A 21,753-nucleotide genomic window follows, 5' to 3' on the forward strand; every position below is an offset into this window, starting at 1 on the left:
GCCCATCCCGGATCGACGGCGAGCCACGCCACGGCCCCGGGCACCCGCGGCGCCGTCCGCGTCCCGCCGCGTTGGCGCGCCCGGTGGCGAAGCACCCTGGAGGGCGCCGCGAAACGCAGGGCGTCATGTCCCGGGAGGCCGCCTCAGCGGAGGAGGAGCAGGGTGTCCCAGCCGCTGGCCGGCGGACGGCCGGTGGCGTAGGCGTGCAGGGCCAGGGCGATCCCCGCGGCGCCGTCGAGGAACCCCGGCATGTCCAGATCGAGGTCGGCGGCCGGCTGGTGGAAGCGGAACCCGAACGGGGCCTCGGGATCGAAGCCGGCCAGCAGGCGTGCCGCGCTCTCCTCGACCGCCGGCCCGAAGCCGGCCTCGGGGTGGTCGGCGTGGAACAGGCCGAGCAGGTACAGGATCCCGGCCCGACCGTGGCAGAGGGCGTCGTCGACCACGCCCCAGTCCGCGACGGGCCTGCGGAGCATGGCCCGCACCGCCTCGAGACCGGCCCCGACCCACTCGGGCCGTCCCAGGGCCCGCCCGGCGAGGTCGAGGGCGCGGGCGGTCCCCACGGCCCCGTAACACCACGAGGGACGCGCCGGCAGGGGCGTGGGCCAGGCCCGCCGGTCCGCGTAGTAGCGCAGTGGCATGTAGGCGGTCCAGTACGGTCCGGCGGCGTCCTCCTCGCGCCACTCCAGCAGCCACCGCGCCATGCCCTCGATCGCCTCGGCCTGCCCGTCGACCCGGACCCCCTCCTCCCAGGCCAGGGAGAGCAGGGCCAACGGGCCGGGGACCCCGTGGGCGAGACCCAGGTTGACCTGTCCGTCCGCGAACTCCTCGGCGACACGGGTGCGGGAGGTGGCGCCGAACCACCACCCGGGCACCTCGACCCCTCGGACCGACAGTGGCAGGCGCAGGGAGACCAGACAGCCCAGGGCCGCGCGCAGGGCGGCGGCCACGTCGGGGGCGGCGGCCCTGCGCCGGTGCAGCAGATAACGGCCGACTCCGCTGAGGCCGCTGAGGACGTCCACCAGCGCCGGGTAGGTCGGTTCCCCGGCCGCACGGGTGGAGACGTGCAGCGCCACCAACCGGTGGGCGTGCTCGGCCATACGGGCGTCCGTCCGGGCCAGGAGCCCCGCGTAGTCGCCGTCGGCGCCCGCGGCGACACGGGCCGCGGAGGCCAGCGCGCCCACTCCGGCGAACGCGCCGTGCGCGGGTCGGGCACGGGTGGCCGCGGCCGACAGCTCCAGGTACCTGTGCGCGTTGAGCCGGTGTCCCTCACTGTCGGGGGCCGAGAGGCCCAACTCGGCGGGTAAGAGCACGAGCCCGGGATACCCCCGGTTGAGCGAGCCCGGCTCCCACAACGGGGACCGGGACTCATCGACCCCGCGACGCCCGGCGTTGGCCCGGGTGGCCGCGACGACCGCGTCGGGATCGCTCAGCCGCCGGGCGACCTCCTCCACGACACGCGCCGCACGGACCCGCTGCGGAGCGCTCATCGGGCCCCTCCCCCCGTCCGGCCCACCCTGGTCCGGACCGCGCTGCGCAATAGGCCGTAGGAGCGGCGCTCCGCGGCGGGGTCCATGCCCAGCAGCCGGTTGGCGTGCATGTGCAGGAGGCCGGCGACGGCCGTGGCGGCCGCGGGGGAGGGCCGTTTCGAACCGCCGATCCCCAGGGCACGACCGTAGGCGCGGGCCGCCGCGGCGCGGGCCGGCCAGTGCGCGAAAAGCTCGTCCGCCCTCCCCGGCGGTCCGGCGAGTCTGCGGCACCGATCCGGGTCGGCCAGCGGGGCGGCGGTCCGGCGTACCGTGGGGGCGACCTCCTTCTGCAGCTCGATGGGGTAGGTGTCGAGCACCCAGCCGCACCAGTCCCACTCCCCCAGGCCGCGCAGGAGTTCGGCGTGGTTCATCGCGGCCAGCGTCTCCAGGGGCGGGGCGGTCACCCCCCGCGCGCGGGCGGCGAGCTGGCCGGCCACGACACGGCTGTCGGCGTCGAAGAGCCGCTCGGCGTACTCGATCGCATCGGGACCGCCGTAGCGGAGGACCTCGGGCTCGTAGGTGTCGAGGACGACCTTGCGGATCACCCCGCGTTCGGTGACGGCCGCCGCCCAGGCGTGCAGGGCGGGCAGGACGGCGGAGAGCAACCGCTCGGGCCGCCCGTGCAGCCGCAGCCGCAGATGCGGGGCCGGATCGACGTAGCGCAGGAAGAACCAGCGGTCGACGTCGGCCTCCACCGTGGAGAGGAAGGCCGGCAGGTCGCGGACGAGGAGCGCGTCCATGCGGTCACGGGCGACGTAGACCTTCGCATAGAGCCACTCGCCTCCGGGCGGGTGGGCCACCCGTGGGGCGAGCCGGGCCGGTGCCGGGGCCGGCGGCCCGGGACGGAGGGACAACAACGGCACCACGACCTCGGCGGCGTGACCGTCGCTCCAGCCGGATTCCGCCGGATCGGCGAGGGGGGACTCCTGAAGCAGCGGGACCGCGCGTTCGCGCAGCTGGGCGCGGAGCAACCTCCGGTGCATCGGCGCGCCGAGGTCGAGGTCCAGGTGGCGGTCGAGCGCGCTGACCCGCAACACGTCGGGGACGCCCAGCCGCTCCCGCCAGGCGTCGAGGGCGCGCTCCCACGCGCGTTCCGACAGCGCGGGGTCGCACAGTGTGGGGTCCGGCCGCCAGCGGGCGGGCGCCAGGACGCTGCGGCCCCGGCGGACCCGGGGAAGGTGGGGCAGCGCGTCCAGGCGGCCCCACTGCCACGGCGCCCAGGGGCGGACCCCGCTCATCGAGACCGCCGCGAGGAAGCGGGCGATGTTGGGGGCCTCGGTGACGATGTTGAGCATGGTCGGACGGATGACCCTCACCTCCCGCCCGGTGGAGGCCAGGGCCAGGTAGAGCCGTTCACCGGTGGCCCCCACGGCCAGATCGCCGAGGTCGACGGGATCGCCCGCCCCGTCCCGCTCCACCGGGAAGCAGCCCACCGCGACGGCCCTGGGGGCCAGCAGCGGGGTACGCGCGACGTTGCCCGAACGCGCCGCGTAGGGCTGGAAGAACAGGTGGGCGGTGAGAGGCCCGTCCCCCCGCTCCGTGTGCAGGCCGGCCAGTTCGCGTTCGAGGCCGAGAAGGTGGGCAAACCTCCCGGCCATCGCCCCCGCGGTGTAGGAGCCGTTGGCCACCACCAGCCGGAAGTCCCCCTCGGCGAGGGCGTTCGCGGAGCGGGCGAGTATCTGGACGCACAGGTCGAGTGTCGGGGAGGGCGGGACCTCCTCCCCCTCCCCCGAGAGGGCGGCGACCAGCCCGTCGTCGAGGACGAGCTCGCTGCCCGGCCCGGCGGCGAGGGCGGCGTGGAGGGCGTGTCCCAGCGTCTCGTCGCGGGAGGCCGGGTAGGGCGTGGCGGCTTCGGGCGGGGCGGGGCGGTCCCCGGGGGGCATCCGGTAGCCGGCGGGGACTCCCAGGCCGAGGTGGGGGTCGAGCAGCTCCCGGACGGGCACCAGACGACCGATCCCGTACCGGTCCAGGAACGCCCGGTGGTAGTCGGCGAGCTGGGGGGTGTGGGCCGCGCCCGCGGGGGCCAGCCGCCACAGCACGTCGGCGGCGCGCGCCGCCTCGACCGCGACCTCCTCGGGAAGGCGGAAGTCGGCGTCGAGCCGCAGGTCGACCTGGATCGGCGGGCGACCGCCGGGCAGGTCGGCGGAGCGTATCCGACGCATGGCCGTGACGGCGTCGCGCCAGCGCTCCCCGCCCTCTCCCGGCGCGGTGGCCGCGTAGGCGTCCAGCAGCCGCGCCACCTCCCGCACTTCGATCGCCACCGGGGCGTCGGTCTGCGCCAGGCGCTCACCGAGGTGGGCGAGCGGATCGGGTAGGTCGGTACGGGACGCGACGTCGGTGAGGAGGATCTCGCGGTCGACGAGACGGCCGATGAGCAGGTCGACGTCGTCGGCGGCGGCCTCGGGGAAGCGCGCGCGGACCGCGGCGCGCAGCTCCGCGAAGGTCAGGGGCAGGCGGGCGGCCTCGACCGCGGCGCGCACGACAGGGGTGAGGCCGACGGTGAGCTCGTGGGCCACCGGGCCGCTCCGATGGCCGTCGGCCTCGCGGACATAGGGCAGGACGAGCCGGTCGCCGCGCCGGTGGCACAGGTTGTTGACGACGAGGAGGAGGCCGTCCCGCGCCTTGGGGTCGTGGTGGAGATCCGAGGTGAGGCCGGCCAGCCAGGCGGTGTCCGGCCGTGGCCGCTTGTGGTGGCGGGCGCCGATGCGGATCTCGGTCGGCGCGCCGAAGGACGCCGGGGCCACTCCGGCGAGCAGTCCGAAGGGGGTGGTGCGCCGGGTCATCCGCAGGAGGTAGCGGGTGACGGAGAGCACCGCGCGATCCACCCTGGCCTGGTCGACAGGGCGGCCGGACTCGATGCGGGCGATGGTCGCGGCGAGGGAGGCGCTGGAGGTCTGGATCGCCTCGCGGACGACGGGGTCGGCGACGAGGTCGAGCAGGAGGCGCGCGGATCCGCGCTGGTCGGCGGCCGCTCCGTCCGGGCGTGCCGTGACGGCCACGGCGGGGTGACGCAGGGGGAGCGCGGCCATCCGGACGACACCGAAGGACGCGGGACGGTACACCGCCCCATTCCGGGGATCACGCGACACTGGGTTCCGTTCGTTCGCTCACCGGGCCGCCCCGGTCCCCCATTGCCCGAGGCGGACAATGGGGGTCGTTCTTCCTTGGCCGAAGGTCAGCAGCAGGGAATGCACATCGCGATTCCCGCGGCGTAGGTGTTGACCGTCGTGGGGGTGAGGGCGGCGTTCTCGTCGAGTTCGCGGGCGGCGTCGGGGTGAACAGGGGTGTCGTCGGTCGAGGTGACGAGTTCGACGTCGAGCTCGAACAGGGCGCTGGGCATATTCGTCCTCCTCGGCGGGAATGCGGGTCATTGGCACCCGACCCGCAGGGCGAAGCAAATATAGGTACCACCATTCGCGTAATACAACCGTTGACAAAACAACGTCGATATGGGCGTGGAAACGACACGGCGTCACGACGCTTCCCCGCCGGCCCACCCCGACACGCCGACGAGATCTGGCGGTTCGCCGCGTTTCGCAAGGTCCCGGGGTCGTGAGTTGCACCACCCGCCCCATGAACGGATACGCCCCCGGAAAGGTCAGACCCGCTGACCAGGCGCATCGCCATGTGTGACACAAACGTTACGACAGAGAGCACCTATATATGTGGACAACGTCACTCAAAACCACTTCCATCAGACGAAACAACCCCGGTCTACACCACACCATCCGGCGGTACTGGAGGTACACGCATGACCACGCCCGCGCGCCGCCGCGCGACCATCGCGGCGTCACTCCCCCTACTGCTACTCGCCGGTGGCTGTTCCTACCTATCAGGCGAATCGCAGGGAGCCGACCCCCAATCCGCCGACTGCGACGCCTACGAGCAGTGGCAGGGACACGACGGCACCACCGTTTCCATCTACGCCTCCATTCGCGACCAGGAGGCCGAGCTGCTGGAAGAATCCTGGTCGGAGTTCTCCTCGTGCACCGGTATCGACATCGCCTATGAGGGAAGCGGCGAATTCGAGGCGCAGATCCAGGTGAAGGTCGACGGCGGAAACGCCCCCGACCTCGCCTTCTTCCCCCAACCCGGCCTACTCGCCCGTTTCGCCCAATCAGGTGACGCCATCGCACTTCCCGAAAGCGTGCGCGCCAACGCGGAATCCGGTTGGAGCGAGGACTGGCTGAACTACGCCACCGTCGACGGAGAGCTCTACGGAACGCCGTTGGGGGCCAACGTCAAGTCGTTCGTCTGGTACTCCCCCGGACTCTTCTCCGACAACGGCTACGCGACGCCCACGACCTGGGACGAGCTGATCGAGATCAGCGACGCGATGGTCGAGGACGGCATCAAGCCGTGGTGCGCCGGCATCGAGTCCGGTGACGCCACCGGCTGGCCCGCCACCGACTGGGTCGAGAACATCATGCTGCGCGAACACGGCCCCGAGGTCTACGACCAGTGGGTCGACCACGAGATCCCCTTCGACGATCCGGCCGTCGCCGAGGCGCTCGACCGCGTCGACTCCATCCTGCGCAACCCCGACTACGTCAACGGCGGCCACGGCGAGGTGCAGAGCATCGCCACGACCTCCTTCCAGGACGCGGGCACCCCCATCCTCGACCGGCAGTGCGGCATGTACCTGATGGGCTCCTTCTACGCCGCCCAGTGGCCCGAGGGGACCACCGTCGCCGAGGACGGTGACGTCTACGCCTTCAACCTGCCGCCCATCCAGGAGGAGCACGGCACCCCGGTGCTCGGCGGTGGCGAGTTCATCGGCGCCTTCGCCGACCGCCCCGAGGTCGTCGCGGTCCAGGAGTACCTGTCGACCGTGGAGTACGCCAACAGCCGCGCCTCCCTGGGCTCCTGGTTCTCCGCCCACCGCGACCTCGACCTCGACCTTCTCGAGGCCCCGACCGACCGACTGGGCGCCGAGACCCTGCGCGACTCCGAGGCGGTGTTCCGGTTCGACGGCAGCGACATGATGCCGGCCTCGGTCGGCGCCGGAACGTTCTGGCGCGGCATGACGAACTGGATCAACGGCGACGAGACCGAGGAGACCCTCGCCTACATCGAGGAATCCTGGCCCTCCTCCTGATTCCCGCTGCCCCCGAGGCGGGCGACGGCCCCCGTCCCCGCCCATCCCTCCTCCCGTAAGTCCGTCCCGGGCGCCGGCGCGTGCCGGCGCCCGGTCCGCCCACCGAAAGGGCCGGCATGGGCTTCTCCCTGCTCGAAGAACTCCCCAAGATCCTGTGGCTGGTGATCGGCGTCGCCGGGTTCGCCGCCGTCATCGGTCTGCTCCTGCTCCTGGTCGACCGCGGACCCAAGACCCGGCGCGACTGGTGGCAGGCCGTGTGCTTCCTCGGCCCCGCGCTGCTGTTGCTGCTGCTGGGCCTGGTCTACCCGGCGATTCGCACCACCGCGCTGTCGTTCTTCGACAGATCCGGTGACAGCCTGGTCGGGTTGGACAACTACGTCTGGATGTTCACCCAGCCCGAGATCCTCACGGTGCTGCGCAACACGCTGCTGTGGGTGCTGTTCGCCCCCCTCCTGGCGACCGCGACCGGGCTGCTCTACGCGATCCTGGTGGACCGCTCGCGTTTCGAATCGGTGGCCAAGTCGCTGATGTTCATGCCGATGGCGATCTCCTTCGTCGGCGCCAGCATCATCTGGCGGTTCGTCTACGCGGTGCGCCCCGCCGAATCCGACCAGATCGGCCTGCTCAACCAGATCGTCGTCTGGTTCGGCGGCGAGCCCCAGCAGTGGCTGCTCAACCAGCCCCTGAACACGCTGCTGCTGATCGTCGTGTTGATCTGGGTGCAGGCCGGGTTCGCGATGGTCGTGCTGTCCGCCGCGATCAAGGCCATCCCGGCCGAGATCATCGAGGCCGCGCGCCTCGACGGGACGACGCCCTGGCAGCTGTTCCGCCACATCACGCTGCCCTCGGTCTGGCCGACCGTGACCGTCGTGCTGATCACGATCTCGGTGCAGACGCTCAAGGTCTTCGACATCGTGCGCACCATGACCGGTGGCCAATTCGACACCAGCGTGATCGCCAACGAGATGTACAACCAGGCGTTCCGCTACGGCGAGCTGGGCCAGGGCTCGGCGCTGGCGGTCTTCCTGTTCGTTCTGGTCATTCCTCTTGTCCTCGTGCAGATGCGCACCAATCGACGTGCCAGGGAGCAGCGATGAGCGCCCCGACCTCCCCCGCCGCCACGGAGTCCTCGGCGGCCCGGGTCCGCCGCCGGCTGTCGGGGCGGGCCGCGAGCATCGCGGCGATCGTCATCGCCGTCGTGTGGACCCTGCCCACCTTCGGGCTGTTCGTCTCCTCCTTCCGCCCCGAGCAGGAGATCAAGACGACCGGCTGGTGGACGTTCTTCACCGACCCGAGCCTGACCCTGGCCAACTACCGTGACGTCCTGTTCGGTACGGCCAGCCAGGGCCAGTTGGCCAGCTACTTCGTCAACTCCTTCGTCATCACGTTGCCCTCGACGGTGTTCGTGGTGGCACTGGCCGCGCTCGCCGCCTACGCGTTGGCCTGGATGAACTTCCCCGGACGCGACTGGATCTTCCTCGGCGTCTTCGCCCTGCAGATCGTCCCGCTGCAGATGTCGCTGGTGCCGCTGCTCAGCTTCTTCTCCGAGGGGGTGAGCATCGGCGGCGTCCAGGTGCTGCCCGCCTGGGAGCTGGAGGGCGCGTTCCAGTTCACCACGGTGTGGGTGGCGCACACGATCTTCGGGCTGCCGCTCGGGGTGTTCCTGCTGCACAACTTCATCGCGCAGCTGCCGCGCAGCCTGTTCGAGGCCGCCCGGGTCGACGGCGCGGGGCACGGGGTGATCTTCCGGCGCGTGGTGACCCCCCTGATCGTTCCGGCGCTGATGTCGCTGGCGATCTTCCAGTTCCTGTGGGTGTGGAACGACCTGCTCGTCGCGCTGATCTTCGCCGGAGGCGGTGTGGAGACCGCGCCGTTGACGGTCCGGCTCGCCGAGATGGCGGGGACACGGGGCAACGAGTGGCAGCGCCTCACCGCGGGCGCGTTCGTCTCCATGATCGTGCCGTTGCTGGTGTTCTTCTCGCTCCAGCGTTACTTCGTGCGCGGCCTGCTGGCCGGCAGCGTCAAGGGCTGAGCTCAGCGCACCAGCCCGGCCCGGTAGGCGATGACGACCAGCTGGGCGCGGTCACGGGCGCCCAGCTTCACCATGGCCCGGCTGACGTGGGTGCGCGCGGTCGCGGGGCTGACGACGAGGCGGCGGGAGATCTCCTCGTTCGTCAGCCCCTCGCCGACCAACGCCAGGACCTCGCGTTCGCGTTCGGTGAGCGCGGACAGGTCGGGGCCGGGGGTACCGCGGGTCCGCGCCCCGCCGGCGAACTCGGCGATGACCCGTCGTGTCACCGAGGGGGAGAGCAGTGACTCGCCGGCGGCGGCGACCCGGACGGCGCGGAGCAGCTCGCCGGGGTCGCTGTCCTTGAGCAGGAAGCCCGCGGCTCCCGCGGCGAGCGCGTCGAAGACGTACTCGTCCAGTTCGAAGGTCGTGAGCACGACGACCCGGGTGGTCGCCAGCGACTCGTCGCCGGCGATCCGGCGCAACGCCGCGATACCGTCCAGGACCGGCATCCGCACGTCCATCAGCACCACGTCGGGCCGTTCACGCCGGACCAATTCGACAGCGGCGCGGCCATCGGCGGCCTCGCCCACGAACTCCAGGTCCTCCTCGGCGTCCAGGAGGACCCGCAGTCCCATGCGGATCAGCGCCTGGTCGTCGGCGACGGCCACCCTGATCCTGGTCACCCTCCTTCCCCCGCCCCGCGTAGCGGAAGCTCGGCGCGTACCTCGAACCCGCCGCCGGGGCGCGGACCGGCCCGCAAAGCGCCGCCCACCGCCCTGGCACGCTCGCGCATCCCCGTGATCCCGGTCCCCTCGACGGGCGCGGAGCGCGCCGGCCCGTCGTCGGCGACCTCGACGACGAGGTGCGTCGGCAGGTGGGACAGGGTGACCAGGATGTCGGCACCGTCGGCGTGGCGGACGGCGTTGGTCAGCGCCTCCTGGACGATGCGGTAGGCCGCGTGGCCGACCGCGGCCGGCGGGTGGGAGGGATCGCCGTGGATCTGGAGCCGCGCCCGGCGCCCGGCGGCGGTGACCGTGGCGACGAGGTCGCCGACCCGTTCCAGGCCCGGCAGCGGGGCCGGGGAGGCGGCGGGTCCCGTGGCGCGGGGTTCGCGACCGTTGTCGGGGTCGCGGAACACCGCGAGCGTGCCGCGCAGCTCCGCGAGCGCCTCGTTGCTGGTGCGGCGGATGGCCTCCAGCGACGGCGCGGCCTGCTCGGGGCGCCGGTCCAGCACGTGCAGCGCGACACCCGCCTGCATGCTGATCACCGAGAGGCTGTGGCCGACGACGTCGTGGACCTCGCGGGCGATACGCAGCCGCTCCTCGTAGAGGGAGCGGCGGAGTTCCTCCTCGCGGTCCCGGCGGGTGTTCTCGCGGCGGATCCGCACGAGGGAGCCCAGCGCCATGGCCAGCACCGTCAGCGCCAGGAACCCCACGGCGGAACGTAGCGTGGCGGGATCGGCACGCCAGGGGGAGAGGGGGCCCGACCATCCCGCGGCGATGACGGGCAGGATCAGCGCCGACCAGGGTGCCCAGACTCGCGGCGGGAGGGTCACCGCCAGCGAGAAGAGCCCCACCGCGAACAGCAGCAGGATCGGCCCGAAGGGACGGCCCGTGGCGAGGAACCCGGTGACCGCGGCCGCGGTGAGCGCGAACGCCGTGCGCGGCCATACCCGCTGTGCCATCACGCCGGCGGTCGCCACCGCCACCGCCGCATAGACGGTGACGGGCAACGGGGGGAGACGGTCGCCCGCCCACGGCGGGCCCGCGGCCCCGGGCTGCGGGCCGCCCTCGCCCATGCCGAGCTGGGCCCGCGTCGCGAACAGGACGAGGGAGCCGAGGAGGATCCCCAGCGGGATGTCCAGGGCCAGGACACGTGTGGTTCTCGGCGGCACTGCGGCACCCCCTCTCATGTGCCGGTACGGGCCGCGCTAACGACGATAGTCCTCCGCCCCTCATCGGACGTCGGCCGCCGTGCGTATCCGCGCTACGCAGCGGTGCGTAGCCGCGAAGCCGCCCGCGGGGCGACGACACGGCGGGGTTCCGCGCGCGATCATCTCCGCATGTACAGCATGTTCCTCGCCACGGGCGCGGCCGCATCCGGTGCCATCGCCCAGGCCGCCCCTTCCTGGGGCGACGGCCCGCCCTTGTTCCTGCACGCCTTCGGAGGCACCATGTTCCTGTTGTTCCTGCTGATCGGACTGGTCGTGTTCCTGTCCGTCCGCCGCCATGGGGGCCGCCCGCCGTGGGCCCGTCCGGCCGCCGAACCTCCCGAGACCAGCGCGAAACGGATGCTGGCCGAACGGTTCGCGCGCGGCGAGTTGAGCGTCGAGGAGTTCATGGAGCGTGCCAGCGCGCTCAACTGGACCCCCGGTTCCCCGCCCAAGGGCCGGCGTTGAACACTGCGGCTCCGCTCCCCCGCCCCGCGGGCCGAGGCCCGCGGGGCGGGGGAGCGATCGGGCGCCACCCGGACCGGGTGCCCCCATGGTCAGGGCCGGTCCGCCGCCTGTGGGCGGTGATCGAGCCGGGTCCACGCCGGCACCGGTCGCCTCGGCCCTGCCCCTCCGTCCTCTCCGGGCGGGTCCGGCGCCGCCCACGGGACTTCCCACCGCGCGGTCGGACCCATCCGGGCCCTCCCTCGGTCGGCCGTGAACGCACCGGCGTCTCAGGACCCCCGAACCTCGATCGACGCGGCGTAGTCGGCGAAGTCCCGGGGCTCTCGGCCCAGCGCCCGCTGGACACCATCGGCGAGATAGGCGTTCGCTCCACGCCGGATCCTGCCGAACAGCATGATGAACTGTTCGATCTCCTCGGCCGCGACGCCCCTGCGCGCCATCTCCTTCGCGTACTCCTCCTCCGTCACCGGGACGTAGCCGATGTCCCGGCCCGTCGCCCGCGCGATCTCCGCCACCGCGTCGCCGAAGGACAGCAGGCGCGGCCCGGTCAGCTCGTAGGCCTGCCCCGCGTGACCGTCATCGAGGAGCGCGGCCACCGCCACCTCGGCGATGTCCTCGGCGTCGATGAAGGGATCCAACCCGTCTCCGGTCGGCTGGCGCAGCTCCCCCGCCGCGATCCCCTCGGCCATGAACCACGCCTCCGTGAAGTTCTGCGAGAACCAGCTCGGCCGCAGCAGCGTCCACTCCGCACCGGAGTCCTGTACGGCCTGTTCGACCGTGAGGAGCGCGGGATCCCCTATCATCCACAGGTCCCGCGACGACAACAGCACCAGCCTGCGCGCTCCGCCGTCCACCGCGAGCCGGGCGAAGGCCCGCATCCGCTCCGCGGCGTCGGCACTCTGCGCATCGACCAGGTAGACCGCCTCCACCCCCGCCAGCGCCGGTTCCCAGGTCTCCTCGTCGTACCAGTCGAACCTGTGGCCGCCCGAGCGCGAGGCGGGGCGGGGGCGTGCGCCACGGCGGCGCAGCGCCTCGGTCACACGGCGGCCGGTCTTGCCGCTGCCGCCCAGGACGAGCACGTCCGTGTTCGGTGTTTTCGTCATATCCACAGCCAAACAGCGCGAACCTGGACGATCCATGGGCGGATATCTCATTTCAATGTCCAGGCGTCTAAGGTCGTCGGTATGGACGTGCTCACCGACCTCCTCTACGACCTGAACGCGCGCGGAGCGGTATTCGACCACTCCGCGCTGACGCCCCCGTGGTCGCTCCGGTTCCTCGGCGAGACCCCGCTCACCCTGGTGGCATCGCTGCGCGGTCAGGGGTGGATCGTGCCCGACGACACCGCACCGGTACCGATCGGTTCCGGTGATGTCGCGATCGTGGTGGGCCCCCGTCCCTGGACGGTCGCCGACACCGTCACCACACCACCGCGGTTCCTGGTCCGTGGTGACGGTTCCTGCCTCGCCGTGGAGGGCGAAGAGGCCCCCGGCGCCCCGGACCGCGACCACCGTGCCCCACCGGACACCGAAGACCCCGCGGTGCTGCTCATCGGTTCCTGCCGGCTGCGTGAGGAGCTGTGCGCGTGGCTGCTGGACGCACTGCCGCGGGTCCTCGTGGTTCCTCCGGACGGCCCCCGCCCCGTCATGGACCTCATCGTCGCCGAGACCGCGCGACACGCGCCGGGGCGGCAGGTCATCCTCGACCGCCTGCTGGACCTGCTGCTAGTGAGCACCCTGCGCGAGTGGTTCGCCCGCCCCGGGGTCACCATCCCGGCCTGGTACCGGGCCCTGGACGACCCCGTGGTCGGAAGGGCGCTGCGGCTCATGCACGACGACCCCGCCCACCCCTGGACGGTGGCGGAGCTGGCCTCCCGCTCGGGGGTCTCCCGGGCCACGTTCGCCCGCCGGTTCACCGAACTGCTCGGCGAGCCGCCGATGGCCTACCTCACCGCCTGGCGCGTGTGCCTGGCCGCCGACCTGCTCACCCAGACGCAGGACACCGTGGCCACCATCGCCCGACAGGTCGGATACGCCGACGCCTTCAGCCTGAGCGGCGCCTTCAAGCGCGTCCGCGGTGTACGCCCCAGCGAGTACCGCCTGGCCGCCCGTGCCGCGCCCGGTGAGTGAAGAAGGACCCGTGAGCGTCGCGGTCGCACCCCGGCGCCGCTCAGGCGATATCGGTGTCGCTGTCGCGCAGGGTCGAGACGATGGTCTCGACGACGTCCTCGCCCAGGGCGCCCTCCACCCCGGTGTGGACGTCGATGATCAGCAGGCGGGTCCCCGCGCCGTCGCCGTCGGTGGGGACCCCGACGGCGTGGACACGGGCCGTCGCCGGGTCGCAGTCGGGATCGTCCTGGCGCACCTCGACGTCGACGACGGCGTGGTGCCCGCTCAGTCCATTGGCCGCGAACTCCTCGACCGAGGCCGTGGAGACCTCGGGTTGTCCCGCCTCGGTGTGGTAGGAGGCGAGCGCCCATTGAAGGGCCGCCGCCTCGGTCATCTCCTCGGTGTCGGCGGAGTCGACGATGCCGCGCGCGCCCAGTTCTGCCAGCGATCGGTGGTCACAGCGGTATCCGTCGTGGTAACCGGCCGTCCCGCTCATGGAGACCTGGTCCCCCTCGGCTCCCTCCCACCCGCGGATCGTGGTGGGGGTGTCGACCGTCCAGCCGTCTCCGCCGGGGACCTCGTAGGTCAATCCCCACTTGGCCACGCGGACCGCGGTCCACCCTTCCTGAAGGGTCGGCTCGGCGGGGGCCTCCGCCGGGGGCCGTTCCTCCTCCTGGGAGGACGGGGTCTCCTCCCGTGTGGGGGCCGCGGCCTCCTGCGAGGAGCCGCCCTGCGGGGGAGAGGCGACCGCCTCCCCCGTGTCTTCGCGCAGGGTGATGACGACCACCGCGCCCGCGACGATGAGCACCGCGGCGAACACGATGGCCAGGACCGCCGCCATCATGGGGCTCACGCCCCCGGCCGCGGGGCGTCGGGGCTCGTGCGTGGCGGGCCGCTCCCAGCCACCGCCCCTCGGATCGTGTCCAGGCCAAGTCACGGCCCCGACTCTAGAGGATCGACGCGCGCCCGTTCCGCACCGGTACGGCCCGGGAGCCGGGCGGCCGGGGTCTCAACCGGCGTTCAGCGCGGCCCGGGCCGCCTCCAGCGCCGTCGTCCGGTAGGCCGCACCGTACAGGCAGACGTGCACGAGCAGGGGGTGGAGCTGGTGCAACGGGACACGGGCGCGCCACCCCGAGGCCAGGGGAGCCGCCTCGTTGTAGGCGTCGCGCACCCGGTCCAGGTGGGGGAGCCCGAACAGCGACAGCATCGCGAGGTCGGTCTCGCGGTGGCCCCCGTGCGCCGCCGGATCGACGGCCACGGCGCCGTCGTCCTGCCAGATCACGTTGCCGTTCCACAGGTCGCCGTGCAGGCGCGCGGGGGGCTCCGGGGTGCCGGCCAGGTCATCGATGGCGTCGAGGACCTTCTCGACGAGCCGCACGTCGGAGGCGGTGAGCGCGCCCCGATCGGCCGCCCGCCGCAGGTAGGGCCGGACGCGCTGCTCGGCGTAGAACTCGGGCCAGGAGTCGTGGGGGGTGTTGTCCAACGGCAGCGGACCGATGTAGCCGTCCCATTCGGCGCCGAAGGAGTCCGCACCGGCCAGGTGCATCGCGGCGAGGGCGTGCCCGAAACGTTCCGCGGCCTCCGGGGAGGGGGCGCTCTCCTCCACCCAGTCCAACACCAGCATGGTGTCGTCCCAACCGGCGACCGCGGGGACCGGCGCCCCGAAGGAGCGCCTCAGCCAGCCGAGGCCGAGCGCCTCGGCCCGGAAGAGTCCGACCGGGACCCCGTCGGGGTCGTGCCCGGCGGCGGCCTTGACGAACAGTGGGGAGGCGTCGGCGCGTTCGGCCCGGTAGAGCTCCCAGGTGTGGCTGGTGCCCAGGGGGATGACGGTGGCGACGTCGCGCCCGGTGAGCCCGGCGACGCGGTCGGCGATCGAGGACGGCACGGCGCCCCTCCTAGTGCGGGCCGAGCAGAGCGGTCAGTTCGTCGGTGAGCCCCTTGGCCGCGGCCTCGATCATGCTGAGCACCGCCGTGAAGCCGTCGTCACCCCCGTAGTAGGGGTCGGGGACCTCGGGGTTGGGCCCGACACCGGGGGCGAAGGAGCGGAACAGCCGAATCCTGCCCTCGGCGACGTCCTCGTCGGGCGCCAGGGCGCGGAGGTCGGCGAGGTTGTCGGTGTCCATCGCCAAGATGAGGTCGCGTTCGGCGAACCAGCCCGCGTCGAACTGGCGGGCGACGTGCTCGAACGTGTAACCGTGGACACGCAGCGCGGAAGCCGCGCGTTCGTCCATGGCCGAGCCGATGTGCCAGTCGCCCGTGCCCGCGCTGTCCACGGACACCTCGTTCGCCAGGCCGGCCCGCTCCAGATCTGCGAGCAGTACCTTCTCGGCCATCGGGGAGCGGCAGATGTTGCCGAGGCACACGAAGCAGATGCGGTACGGACCTTCGGGGTCACGGGGTTGGGGCAGGCTCATGTGTCCCACGGTAACCGAGTTCCCCTCGGGAGACGGGGACCCGGCGCGGTCGGGTCCGGATCGGGGTGCTGCGCCGCCGGGTCCGGTCTCCCCGGCCGCCTTCGGACCGTGTGACGCCGTGGTTGGTCTTCTGTCGGCCCCCGCCCCTACAGTCGCCCCATGGCCCTCTCACGTCGCCGCGCGATCGCGCTGGCCGTCGTCGTTCCCACCGTCCTGATCGCCCTGTTGGACGGGTGGCGGTCGTCCTTCCTGTCCTGGCCGGTGACGCTGGTCCAGGTGGCCGTGACGGTGGGGGTGGTCGTACTGCTGCTGCGCGTCGCCCTGCCGGGTGTGGCGTCCCGGGCGGCCACGATGGCCGTGTTCCTCCTCGGCTGGGGCGTGGTGGTGCTGGCCGCGGGCGCGGGCGAGGCGGTGGCCACCCTGGTGAACAACGAGTTGGCGCTGGGTGGGATCGCCGTGGGGGCGGGCACGGAGCCGTCGTTCGGGTGGTTCGCCTACACCCCGCTCGGACCTCAGGCGCACGGCGGCCTGAGCATGGACGCCGACTACGCTTCCCCGTCCCCTTTCGCGGGTTCGCTGCTGCCCCACGGCACCGCGGCCCTCGCCCTGGGGCTGGGCTGGGTGTCGGGCGGGGCCGGCGCCCTGGCCTACGCTCGCACCGCCCACCTGGAGCGGGAGGACGGGACCGCCTCCTCCTGATCGCGCTCCCGGTGTCGTTCTCCGCGTCCGGCGGCCCGCGCGATCCGGTCCCTCATCGCCGGAGGCGTCGCCGGAACCGGGCATCGGGGCCGCGTCCGACGCGCCCGCCCGCCGTGGCCGGACGGGCGCCCGGCACCGGCCTGGCCCCGGCGCGTCGAGGTTCGGATCCCCGGTCCCGGGCGGGGGCGCTGTTCAGTAGCGGGCCGGTGGGGGCGTCCCCGACCACCGACGGCGTCCCGTGGCCCGCGGGCGTGGACGAACGCGGTCCGGCCCGGTGGCGGCGCGCCGGACCGGACGAGCCGCGTGGGGAGCCGCCGTGTCACCGGCGCCCCGGACAGGAGAAGCGGCCGTCTCCCAGGAGGGCCCGGTCACGCCTTACCGCGGGCGGCCGGGGGTCTTCAGGACTGTCCGGAGGCCACCGGGATGACCGTGCCGCTGTACTCCTCCTCGATGAACCGGGCGACCTCCTCGGAGGTGAGGATCTCGGCGAGCTTCTGTACCCGCGGGTCGTCCTGGTTGTCCTGGCGGGCGGCGAGGATGTTGATGTAGGGGCTGCCCTCGTAGCGTTCCAGCAGGATGGCGCTCTCGTTGGCGCTGAGGTCGGCGTCCAGGGCGTAGTTGGCGTTGACGATGGCGGCGTCGACGTCCTCGAGGGAGCGCGGGAGCTGGGCGGCGTCGATCTCGCGGAACTCCAGGTCCTTGGGGTTGTCCTCGATGTCCGCCAGGGAGAAGGAGCTCTCCTCGATCCCCTCGGCCAGGGTGATGAGCCCGCCCTCTTGGAGCAGCAGCAGCGCCCGGTACTCGTTGGTGGGGTCGTTGGGCAGCGCGACGGTGGCGCCGTCGGGCAGCTCCTCGACCGAATCCACGGTGAAGGAGTACAGCCCCAGTGGCGGCAGGTAGACCTCGGTCACCGGGACGAGGTCGGTGCCGCTGTTGGCGTTGTAGTCCTCCAGGAAGGGCGCGTGCTGGAACAGGTTGGCGTCGAGCTCGCCTTCGGCGAGGGCGGCGTTGGGGGCGTTGTAGTCGGCGAACTCCTGGATCTTCAGGTCGAGTCCGGCGTCGGCGGCGAGCTCGTCGCGGACGAATTCCAGGACCTCGCCGGCGGGGACGGCGGTGGCGCCGACCGTGAGGGTGTCCTCTCCCCCTCCCGCCTGTTCCGAGGGGGCGCCACAGGCCGCGAGGCCCAGGGCGACGGTGGCTCCCGTGACGGCGGCGGTGATGCGGCGCATGGCGTTGTGCTCCCTGATGGGTCGGACGGGGATAGACGGACGGCCGCCGTGGAGGAACCGCGGCGGCCGAATTTCCTACTTGTCCGATCATATTTAGGTAGGAACAAAACGGAAACATCGGGACGAAGTGACCTTGGTCATTCCCCTACCAGCGCCGATCGTCCCCTCCGCCACCGACGCTTCCCTGATCACGGAGGGCGGCGTGGGCTCCTCGCCATCGGCGGCCCCGCATCGTGGGGTACCCGGGGCACCGGCCACCGGACGCGTCGTCGAGCGGCTCGGCGGAGGTGGTGGCGCGCCGAACACCCGTGACCGGACCGTCGTAGACGAGGCCGGCCGTCACCGGGTCCCGCCTCCACGTGCCGGTCCGGCGCGCTGCGCGGATGCCGGGCTCCCCGCCGGAGAACCGGCGCTACGACGGCGGGGCCGCGTCGCCGAGGACGCGGGCGGACCGTCCGGACCGGCGGATGTGACGGGCCGCCCAGAACTCACCGGGACGGGCGAGCCGGCCCGGACCCCGTCGCGGTGGTCGCCCATGGCGAGTCCCGCCGGGATGCGCCGGGGAGCGTCATGTCCCGGAGGGCATCACCCTCCGGGCTCCGGCTCGGCGGGTCAGCCCCTGGGAAGCCGTACGACGGTGACGAAGAAGTCGTCGATCTGGCGCACCACGTTGATGAACTGGTCGAAATCGACCGGCTTGGCCACGTAGGCGTTGGCGTGCAGCCGGTAGCTGCGCAGGATGTCCTCTTCGGCCTCGGAGGTGGTCAAGACCACGATCGGGATGTGGGCGAGCGTCTCGTCCTTCTTGACCTCCTCCAGCACCTCGCGCCCGTCTTTGCGGGGAAGGTTGAGGTCGAGCAGGATCAGGTGCGGACGAGGTGCGTCGGCGTACTCTCCCTCGCGGCGCAGGAAGCGCAGCGCCTCGACGCCGTCGGAGACCACGTGCAGGCGGTTGCCCACCTTGTGCTCCTCGAACGCCTCCTTGGTCATCAGGACGTCACCGGGGTCGTCCTCGACCAGCAGCACCTCTATGGGTTGCACCATCGTGACCTCGCTCATTCCCTCAGTCCTTCGTTTTCTCCGCCGACCTGGGCCATCGGCCCGGAGATGGTGACGACGTCCTCGGTCGCCTCGTCCTCCCTCTCGACGTCGGCGGGGAGCGACCAGCAGATGCGGGTGCCCGGTTCGTCCGATTCCGCGTCCAGCCAGATACGGCCGCCGTGGAACTCCACGATCTTCTTGCACATGGCCAGACCGATACCGGTGCCGCCGTACTTGTCCCGCGTGTGCAACCGCTGGAAGATCACGAAGATGCGTTCGGCGTACTGCGGCTCGATGCCGATTCCATTATCGGCGCAACAGAAGACCCATTCTTCCCCCTCCTGGCGAACGCTGATGCGCACCCGTGCCGGCTCCTCACCGCGGAACTTCACGGCGTTGCCGATGAGGTTGAAGAAGACCTGGGTGAGCAGGGTCCGATCGCCCTGGACCACGGGCAGCTCGTCACCGGTGACGACCGCGTCGGCCTCCTCCAGCGCGGAATCGAGGCTGCCCAGCGCGTCGTTGAGGGCCTCGTTGAGGTCCACCGGGGCGAAGTTCTTCGTCCGGCCGACCCGCGAGAAGGCCAGCAGGTCGTTGATGAGGGTCTGCATGCGCTTGGCGCCCTCGACCGCGAAGTCGATGTAGGAGTCGGCCCGCTCGTCGAGCTGCCCGTGGTAGCGGCGTTGCAGGAGCTGACAGAAGCTGGCGACCTTGCGCAACGGCTCCTGGAGGTCGTGGGAGGCGACGTAGGCGAACTGTTCCAGTTCGAGGTTGGAGCGGCGCAGCTCCTCGGTCTGGCGCTCCAGCAGCTCCGACTGCTCCTGGAGGGTGCGCCGGGCGGTGCCCACCTCGTCGAGGTCGCTGACGATGCGCTCGCGCATGGCGTCGACGTCCCGGCCGACCCGCTGGATCTCCGGTGGCCCTTCGAGGATGATGCGGTGGGCGTAGTAGCCGTCCGACACCTGCTGGAGGTGGCGGCCGAGCTCGTCGAGCGGACGCAGCACCCAGTGCTGGAGCATCACCCACAGGAACACGCACAGCACGGTCACGACCACGCCCACCAGCATGAGCAGGGCCACCACCTGCTGCGTGGCGTCGGTCAGCCCCTCCTGGGCCGAGACGAGCTCCTCGGCGATGATCTGCTCGGCCTCGGTGGCGGCGGAACGCAGGTCGCCGAAGCGTTCGCGGCCCAACCGGTAGTCCTCGGCGGTGACCTCGTCGCCGGCCTCGACCTTGTCCAGGGTCGGCACCGCGAAGTCGTCGTTCCACGCCTCGCCGGCCGCCAGCAGCGCGCCGATGGCGGAGTCGATCTGTTCGTTGTCCCCCGCCACCTTGCGCAGCGTGGGCAGGCTCTCCTCCAGCGCGGTCCGGCCCTGCTGGTAGGGGGTCAGGAACTCCTCGTCCCTGGTGAGCGCGTACCCGCGCACACCGTTGTCCTGGTTGAGGTAGGCGGCCATGGCCTGCTGGACGGCGCTTTGGGCCGGGGTCAGCTGTTCGATCTGGCGCATCAGCGCGTCACGCGCCTGGACGACGCTGATGGTGATGGTGGCCATCGACGCGATCAGGACGACCGCGACGGAGGAGAGGAGGACGGTGACACGGCGCCGCAGGGTCCAGGGGCGACCGTCCGTTTCCGGCGTCTTCGCGGCGCCGGTGACGGCGAGTCCGCTCATCCGACGTCCCCGTGCGTCACCAACAGCATGGCCACGTCGTCTTGGAGCGGTCCCCCGTTGTACCGCTCGACCTCGTCGACCAGTCGTTCGGGCAGGTCCACGATCGAGACTCCCCTGTTCAGTACGGTGCTCAACGTCCGGCCCAGTCCTTCGACGCCCAGCCGTTCGGCCCCCTCCCCGGCGTGGGCGTCGACCAGGCCGTCGGTGTAGAGCATGAGCGTGGCGCCGCGCGGGAAGGGGAACTCCTCGACCTCGTTCTCGGGTTCGGGGAACACCCCCAGCGGCGGGCGCGGCGTGGCCTTCGTCTCCACGACGGTGTCGGTGATCAGCAGCGGTGGCGGGTGGCCGAACAGGCGTACCCGCGCCGACTCGCTGCCGGTGTCCAGGCTGACCTGGCACAGCGTCGCGTACATCTCCTCCTGCGCCCGTTCGCTGACGAGGATCTCCTCCAGCGCGGGCAGCAGCGACGTCTCGGGGACCCCTCCCATGACCAGGGCGCGCCAGGCGATGCGCAGGGAGACGCCGAGGGCGGCCTCGTCGGGGCCGTGTCCGCTGACGTCGCCGATGATGACGTGGGTGGTGCCGTCCTTCTCGACCGCGTCGAAGAAGTCGCCGCCCACCAGGGCCCGCTTGCGTCCGGGACGGTAGAACGAGCGGTGACTGAGCGGAGAGCGTTCGAGCAGCACCTGGGGCAGCAGCCCGCGCTCCAGGCGCATGTTCTCCCGGGCGTACAGCTCGGCCTCGCGCAGTTGGCGGGCGTTCTCGTCGGAGCGCCGGCGTTCGACGGAGTAGCGCAGGCTGCGCGCCAGCAGCGACCCGTCGACCTGCCCCTTGACGAGGTAGTCCTGGGCGCCGGCGGCCACCGCCGCGGCGCCCTCGTGCTCGTCGTTGAGACCGGTCAGCACGACGACCGCGGCCGAGGAGGCGGAGGTCAGGACCTCACGCAGCAGGTCCATCCCACCGGCGTCGGGCAGGTTGAGGTCGAGCAGCACGCATCCTCGGAAGCCCGGCAGGTGCCGGCGGGCCTCCTGCAACGTGGCGACCCAGGTGATGTGAACGCTCAGCGCGGTGTCGGCCAGCAGCTCCTCGACGAGGAAGGCGTCCTGGGGGTCGTCCTCGACGAGGAGGACGTCGACCGACTCGATGGGAGCGGCCATGGAACGCGTCATCGCGTCACCGTCGAGGTGCCCGGCTCCCTTCGATCCCGCGGTGGGATCATCCGTCACGGCCATGGGGTCGTGTTGCGTTTCCCTAATATCCACACATCGCCTCTACGTCGACCAGTTCTTCGGCGCTCGGTGGCGCCGTCGTCATGGTTTTCCGACGCCCGAACCCCTCCTCTTCGTCCGCGCGGCGGTGCCGGACCTCGGTCCTGGCACTCACCGGAGACTGCGGCCACCCGCTCAGCGAGGCGTCAGCACGCGCACTTCCGCGGCAGCCAAGACGATAATGGCCCGGATCGTCCCGTTGCCAGGTGGAGTGCGCCAGAGACACCCAACGCCCACCTCGGGAACCTCCGCGCTCGATGCGCCCGTCGCCGCGTCGTTTCCGTCGCAAGG

19 protein-coding genes are annotated in these 21,753 nt (G+C 72.0%); 6 read left to right on the forward strand and 13 right to left on the reverse strand.

All coding sequences use genetic code 11. The annotated features are described in order from the left end of the window. Positions 1-143: 143 nt before the first annotated feature. The 3 genes from ACYVHU_RS14105 to ACYVHU_RS14115 all read right to left on the reverse strand — a co-directional run bounded on the left by ACYVHU_RS14105 (position 144) and on the right by ACYVHU_RS14115 (position 4,866). On the reverse strand, positions 144-1,487 hold the full coding sequence (locus ACYVHU_RS14105; protein WP_078762285.1) for a lanthionine synthetase C family protein: 1,344 nt from the start codon (positions 1,485-1,487) through the stop codon (positions 144-146). Then, positions 1,484-4,588 (reverse strand): lantibiotic dehydratase, encoded by a 3,105-nt coding sequence (locus ACYVHU_RS14110; RefSeq protein ID WP_498948719.1) that lies wholly within the window; start codon positions 4,586-4,588, stop codon positions 1,484-1,486. The genes ACYVHU_RS14105 and ACYVHU_RS14110 overlap by 4 nt, the downstream gene beginning before the upstream one ends. A gap of 113 nt (positions 4,589-4,701) precedes the next feature. Then, complete coding sequence (locus ACYVHU_RS14115) at positions 4,702-4,866, reverse strand: hypothetical protein (RefSeq protein WP_200813651.1); 165 nt, start codon at positions 4,864-4,866, stop codon at positions 4,702-4,704. A 411-nt stretch (positions 4,867-5,277) separates the two neighbouring features. Between ACYVHU_RS14115 and ACYVHU_RS14120 the strand changes: the two genes are divergently transcribed. The 3 genes from ACYVHU_RS14120 to ACYVHU_RS14130 all read left to right on the forward strand — a co-directional run bounded on the left by ACYVHU_RS14120 (position 5,278) and on the right by ACYVHU_RS14130 (position 8,656). Continuing rightward, complete coding sequence (locus tag ACYVHU_RS14120; protein WP_078762288.1) at positions 5,278-6,624, forward strand: ABC transporter substrate-binding protein; 1,347 nt, start codon at positions 5,278-5,280, stop codon at positions 6,622-6,624. A 116-nt stretch (positions 6,625-6,740) separates the two neighbouring features. Beyond that, a complete protein-coding gene (locus ACYVHU_RS14125) occupies positions 6,741-7,721 on the forward strand; it encodes a carbohydrate ABC transporter permease (protein ID WP_432938998.1) in 981 nt (326 codons plus the stop codon). Continuing rightward, a complete protein-coding gene (locus ACYVHU_RS14130; protein WP_078762290.1) occupies positions 7,718-8,656 on the forward strand; it encodes a carbohydrate ABC transporter permease in 939 nt (312 codons plus the stop codon). The genes ACYVHU_RS14125 and ACYVHU_RS14130 overlap by 4 nt, the downstream gene beginning before the upstream one ends. A 2-nt stretch (positions 8,657-8,658) precedes the next feature. Here the strand turns inward: ACYVHU_RS14130 and ACYVHU_RS14135 are convergent, their stop codons facing one another. Next, a complete protein-coding gene (locus ACYVHU_RS14135; RefSeq protein WP_394330058.1) occupies positions 8,659-9,309 on the reverse strand; it encodes a response regulator transcription factor in 651 nt (216 codons plus the stop codon). A gap of 5 nt (positions 9,310-9,314) precedes the next feature. After that, positions 9,315-10,529 (reverse strand): sensor histidine kinase, encoded by a 1,215-nt coding sequence (locus tag ACYVHU_RS14140; RefSeq protein ID WP_235001004.1) that lies wholly within the window; start codon positions 10,527-10,529, stop codon positions 9,315-9,317. A 168-nt stretch (positions 10,530-10,697) separates the two neighbouring features. Here ACYVHU_RS14140 and ACYVHU_RS14145 point away from each other — a divergent pair, with 168 nt between their 5' ends. Beyond that, positions 10,698-11,033: an SHOCT domain-containing protein gene (locus ACYVHU_RS14145; protein WP_078762293.1), complete on the forward strand. Its 336-nt coding sequence runs from the start codon at positions 10,698-10,700 to the stop codon at positions 11,031-11,033. A gap of 266 nt (positions 11,034-11,299) precedes the next feature. Here ACYVHU_RS14145 and ACYVHU_RS14150 read toward each other — a convergent pair whose 3' ends face one another. Beyond that, entirely contained in the window at positions 11,300-12,133 is an 834-nt protein-coding gene (locus tag ACYVHU_RS14150; RefSeq protein ID WP_078762294.1) for an NAD(P)H-binding protein, read from the reverse strand. 81 nt (positions 12,134-12,214) lie between these two features. Between ACYVHU_RS14150 and ACYVHU_RS14155 the strand changes: the two genes are divergently transcribed. Continuing rightward, positions 12,215-13,159: an AraC family transcriptional regulator gene (locus ACYVHU_RS14155; protein ID WP_078762295.1), complete on the forward strand. Its 945-nt coding sequence runs from the start codon at positions 12,215-12,217 to the stop codon at positions 13,157-13,159. Positions 13,160-13,199: 40 nt separating this feature from the next. On the opposite strand, the gene ACYVHU_RS14160 is transcribed toward ACYVHU_RS14155, so the two are convergent. From ACYVHU_RS14160 to ACYVHU_RS14170, 3 genes are all read right to left on the reverse strand, one after another. Then, the gene (locus ACYVHU_RS14160) at positions 13,200-14,075 is read right to left on the reverse strand and encodes a DUF8017 domain-containing protein (protein ID WP_432938992.1); all 876 of its coding nucleotides are present in this window, start codon (positions 14,073-14,075) and stop codon (positions 13,200-13,202) included. A 72-nt stretch (positions 14,076-14,147) separates the two neighbouring features. Next, the gene (locus tag ACYVHU_RS14165; protein WP_078762297.1) at positions 14,148-15,023 is read right to left on the reverse strand and encodes a fructosamine kinase family protein; all 876 of its coding nucleotides are present in this window, start codon (positions 15,021-15,023) and stop codon (positions 14,148-14,150) included. 10 nt (positions 15,024-15,033) lie between these two features. Continuing rightward, positions 15,034-15,552, reverse strand: coding sequence for a low molecular weight protein-tyrosine-phosphatase (locus ACYVHU_RS14170; RefSeq protein WP_432938989.1), 519 nt, complete (start codon positions 15,550-15,552; stop codon positions 15,034-15,036). Positions 15,553-15,711: 159 nt separating this feature from the next. Here ACYVHU_RS14170 and ACYVHU_RS14175 point away from each other — a divergent pair, with 159 nt between their 5' ends. Next, complete coding sequence (locus tag ACYVHU_RS14175; protein WP_078762299.1) at positions 15,712-16,251, forward strand: hypothetical protein; 540 nt, start codon at positions 15,712-15,714, stop codon at positions 16,249-16,251. A 398-nt stretch (positions 16,252-16,649) separates the two neighbouring features. On the opposite strand, the gene ACYVHU_RS14180 is transcribed toward ACYVHU_RS14175, so the two are convergent. The 4 genes from ACYVHU_RS14180 to ACYVHU_RS14195 all read right to left on the reverse strand — a co-directional run bounded on the left by ACYVHU_RS14180 (position 16,650) and on the right by ACYVHU_RS14195 (position 21,426). Then, positions 16,650-17,480: a MetQ/NlpA family ABC transporter substrate-binding protein gene (locus ACYVHU_RS14180; protein ID WP_078762300.1), complete on the reverse strand. Its 831-nt coding sequence runs from the start codon at positions 17,478-17,480 to the stop codon at positions 16,650-16,652. A gap of 612 nt (positions 17,481-18,092) precedes the next feature. After that, entirely contained in the window at positions 18,093-18,539 is a 447-nt protein-coding gene (locus ACYVHU_RS14185) for a response regulator (protein ID WP_078762302.1), read from the reverse strand. Then, positions 18,536-20,194, reverse strand: a complete 1,659-nt coding sequence (locus ACYVHU_RS14190; RefSeq protein WP_078762303.1) for a sensor histidine kinase — start codon at positions 20,192-20,194, stop codon at positions 18,536-18,538. Before ACYVHU_RS14190 ends, ACYVHU_RS14185 begins: the two co-directional genes overlap by 4 nt. Next, positions 20,191-21,426 carry a PP2C family protein-serine/threonine phosphatase gene (locus tag ACYVHU_RS14195; RefSeq protein ID WP_078762304.1) on the reverse strand — a complete coding sequence of 412 codons (1,236 nt, stop codon included), beginning with the start codon at positions 21,424-21,426 and terminating at the stop codon, positions 20,191-20,193. The genes ACYVHU_RS14190 and ACYVHU_RS14195 overlap by 4 nt, the downstream gene beginning before the upstream one ends. Between the last annotated feature and the right edge of the window lie 327 nt (positions 21,427-21,753).

Source organism: Marinactinospora endophytica, assembly GCF_054780875.1.

What these genes read in the sequence shown, in the direction of transcription:
- ACYVHU_RS14105 (WP_078762285.1), bottom strand. Translation starts at nt 1,487, where the DNA reads ATGAGCGCTCCGCAGCGGGTCCGTGCGGCGCGTGTCGTGGAGGAGGTC.
- ACYVHU_RS14115 (WP_200813651.1), bottom strand. Translation starts at nt 4,866, where the DNA reads ATGCCCAGCGCCCTGTTCGAGCTCGACGTCGAACTCGTCACCTCGACC.
- ACYVHU_RS14120 (WP_078762288.1), top strand. Translation starts at nt 5,278, where the DNA reads ATGACCACGCCCGCGCGCCGCCGCGCGACCATCGCGGCGTCACTCCCC.
- ACYVHU_RS14125 (WP_432938998.1), top strand. Translation starts at nt 6,741, where the DNA reads ATGGGCTTCTCCCTGCTCGAAGAACTCCCCAAGATCCTGTGGCTGGTG.
- ACYVHU_RS14130 (WP_078762290.1), top strand. Translation starts at nt 7,718, where the DNA reads ATGAGCGCCCCGACCTCCCCCGCCGCCACGGAGTCCTCGGCGGCCCGG.
- ACYVHU_RS14145 (WP_078762293.1), top strand. Translation starts at nt 10,698, where the DNA reads ATGTACAGCATGTTCCTCGCCACGGGCGCGGCCGCATCCGGTGCCATC.
- ACYVHU_RS14150 (WP_078762294.1), bottom strand. Translation starts at nt 12,133, where the DNA reads ATGACGAAAACACCGAACACGGACGTGCTCGTCCTGGGCGGCAGCGGC.
- ACYVHU_RS14155 (WP_078762295.1), top strand. Translation starts at nt 12,215, where the DNA reads ATGGACGTGCTCACCGACCTCCTCTACGACCTGAACGCGCGCGGAGCG.
- ACYVHU_RS14170 (WP_432938989.1), bottom strand. Translation starts at nt 15,552, where the DNA reads ATGAGCCTGCCCCAACCCCGTGACCCCGAAGGTCCGTACCGCATCTGC.
- ACYVHU_RS14175 (WP_078762299.1), top strand. Translation starts at nt 15,712, where the DNA reads ATGGCCCTCTCACGTCGCCGCGCGATCGCGCTGGCCGTCGTCGTTCCC.
- ACYVHU_RS14180 (WP_078762300.1), bottom strand. Translation starts at nt 17,480, where the DNA reads ATGCGCCGCATCACCGCCGCCGTCACGGGAGCCACCGTCGCCCTGGGC.
- ACYVHU_RS14185 (WP_078762302.1), bottom strand. Translation starts at nt 18,539, where the DNA reads ATGAGCGAGGTCACGATGGTGCAACCCATAGAGGTGCTGCTGGTCGAG.
- ACYVHU_RS14190 (WP_078762303.1), bottom strand. Translation starts at nt 20,194, where the DNA reads ATGAGCGGACTCGCCGTCACCGGCGCCGCGAAGACGCCGGAAACGGAC.
- ACYVHU_RS14195 (WP_078762304.1), bottom strand. Translation starts at nt 21,426, where the DNA reads ATGGCCGTGACGGATGATCCCACCGCGGGATCGAAGGGAGCCGGGCAC.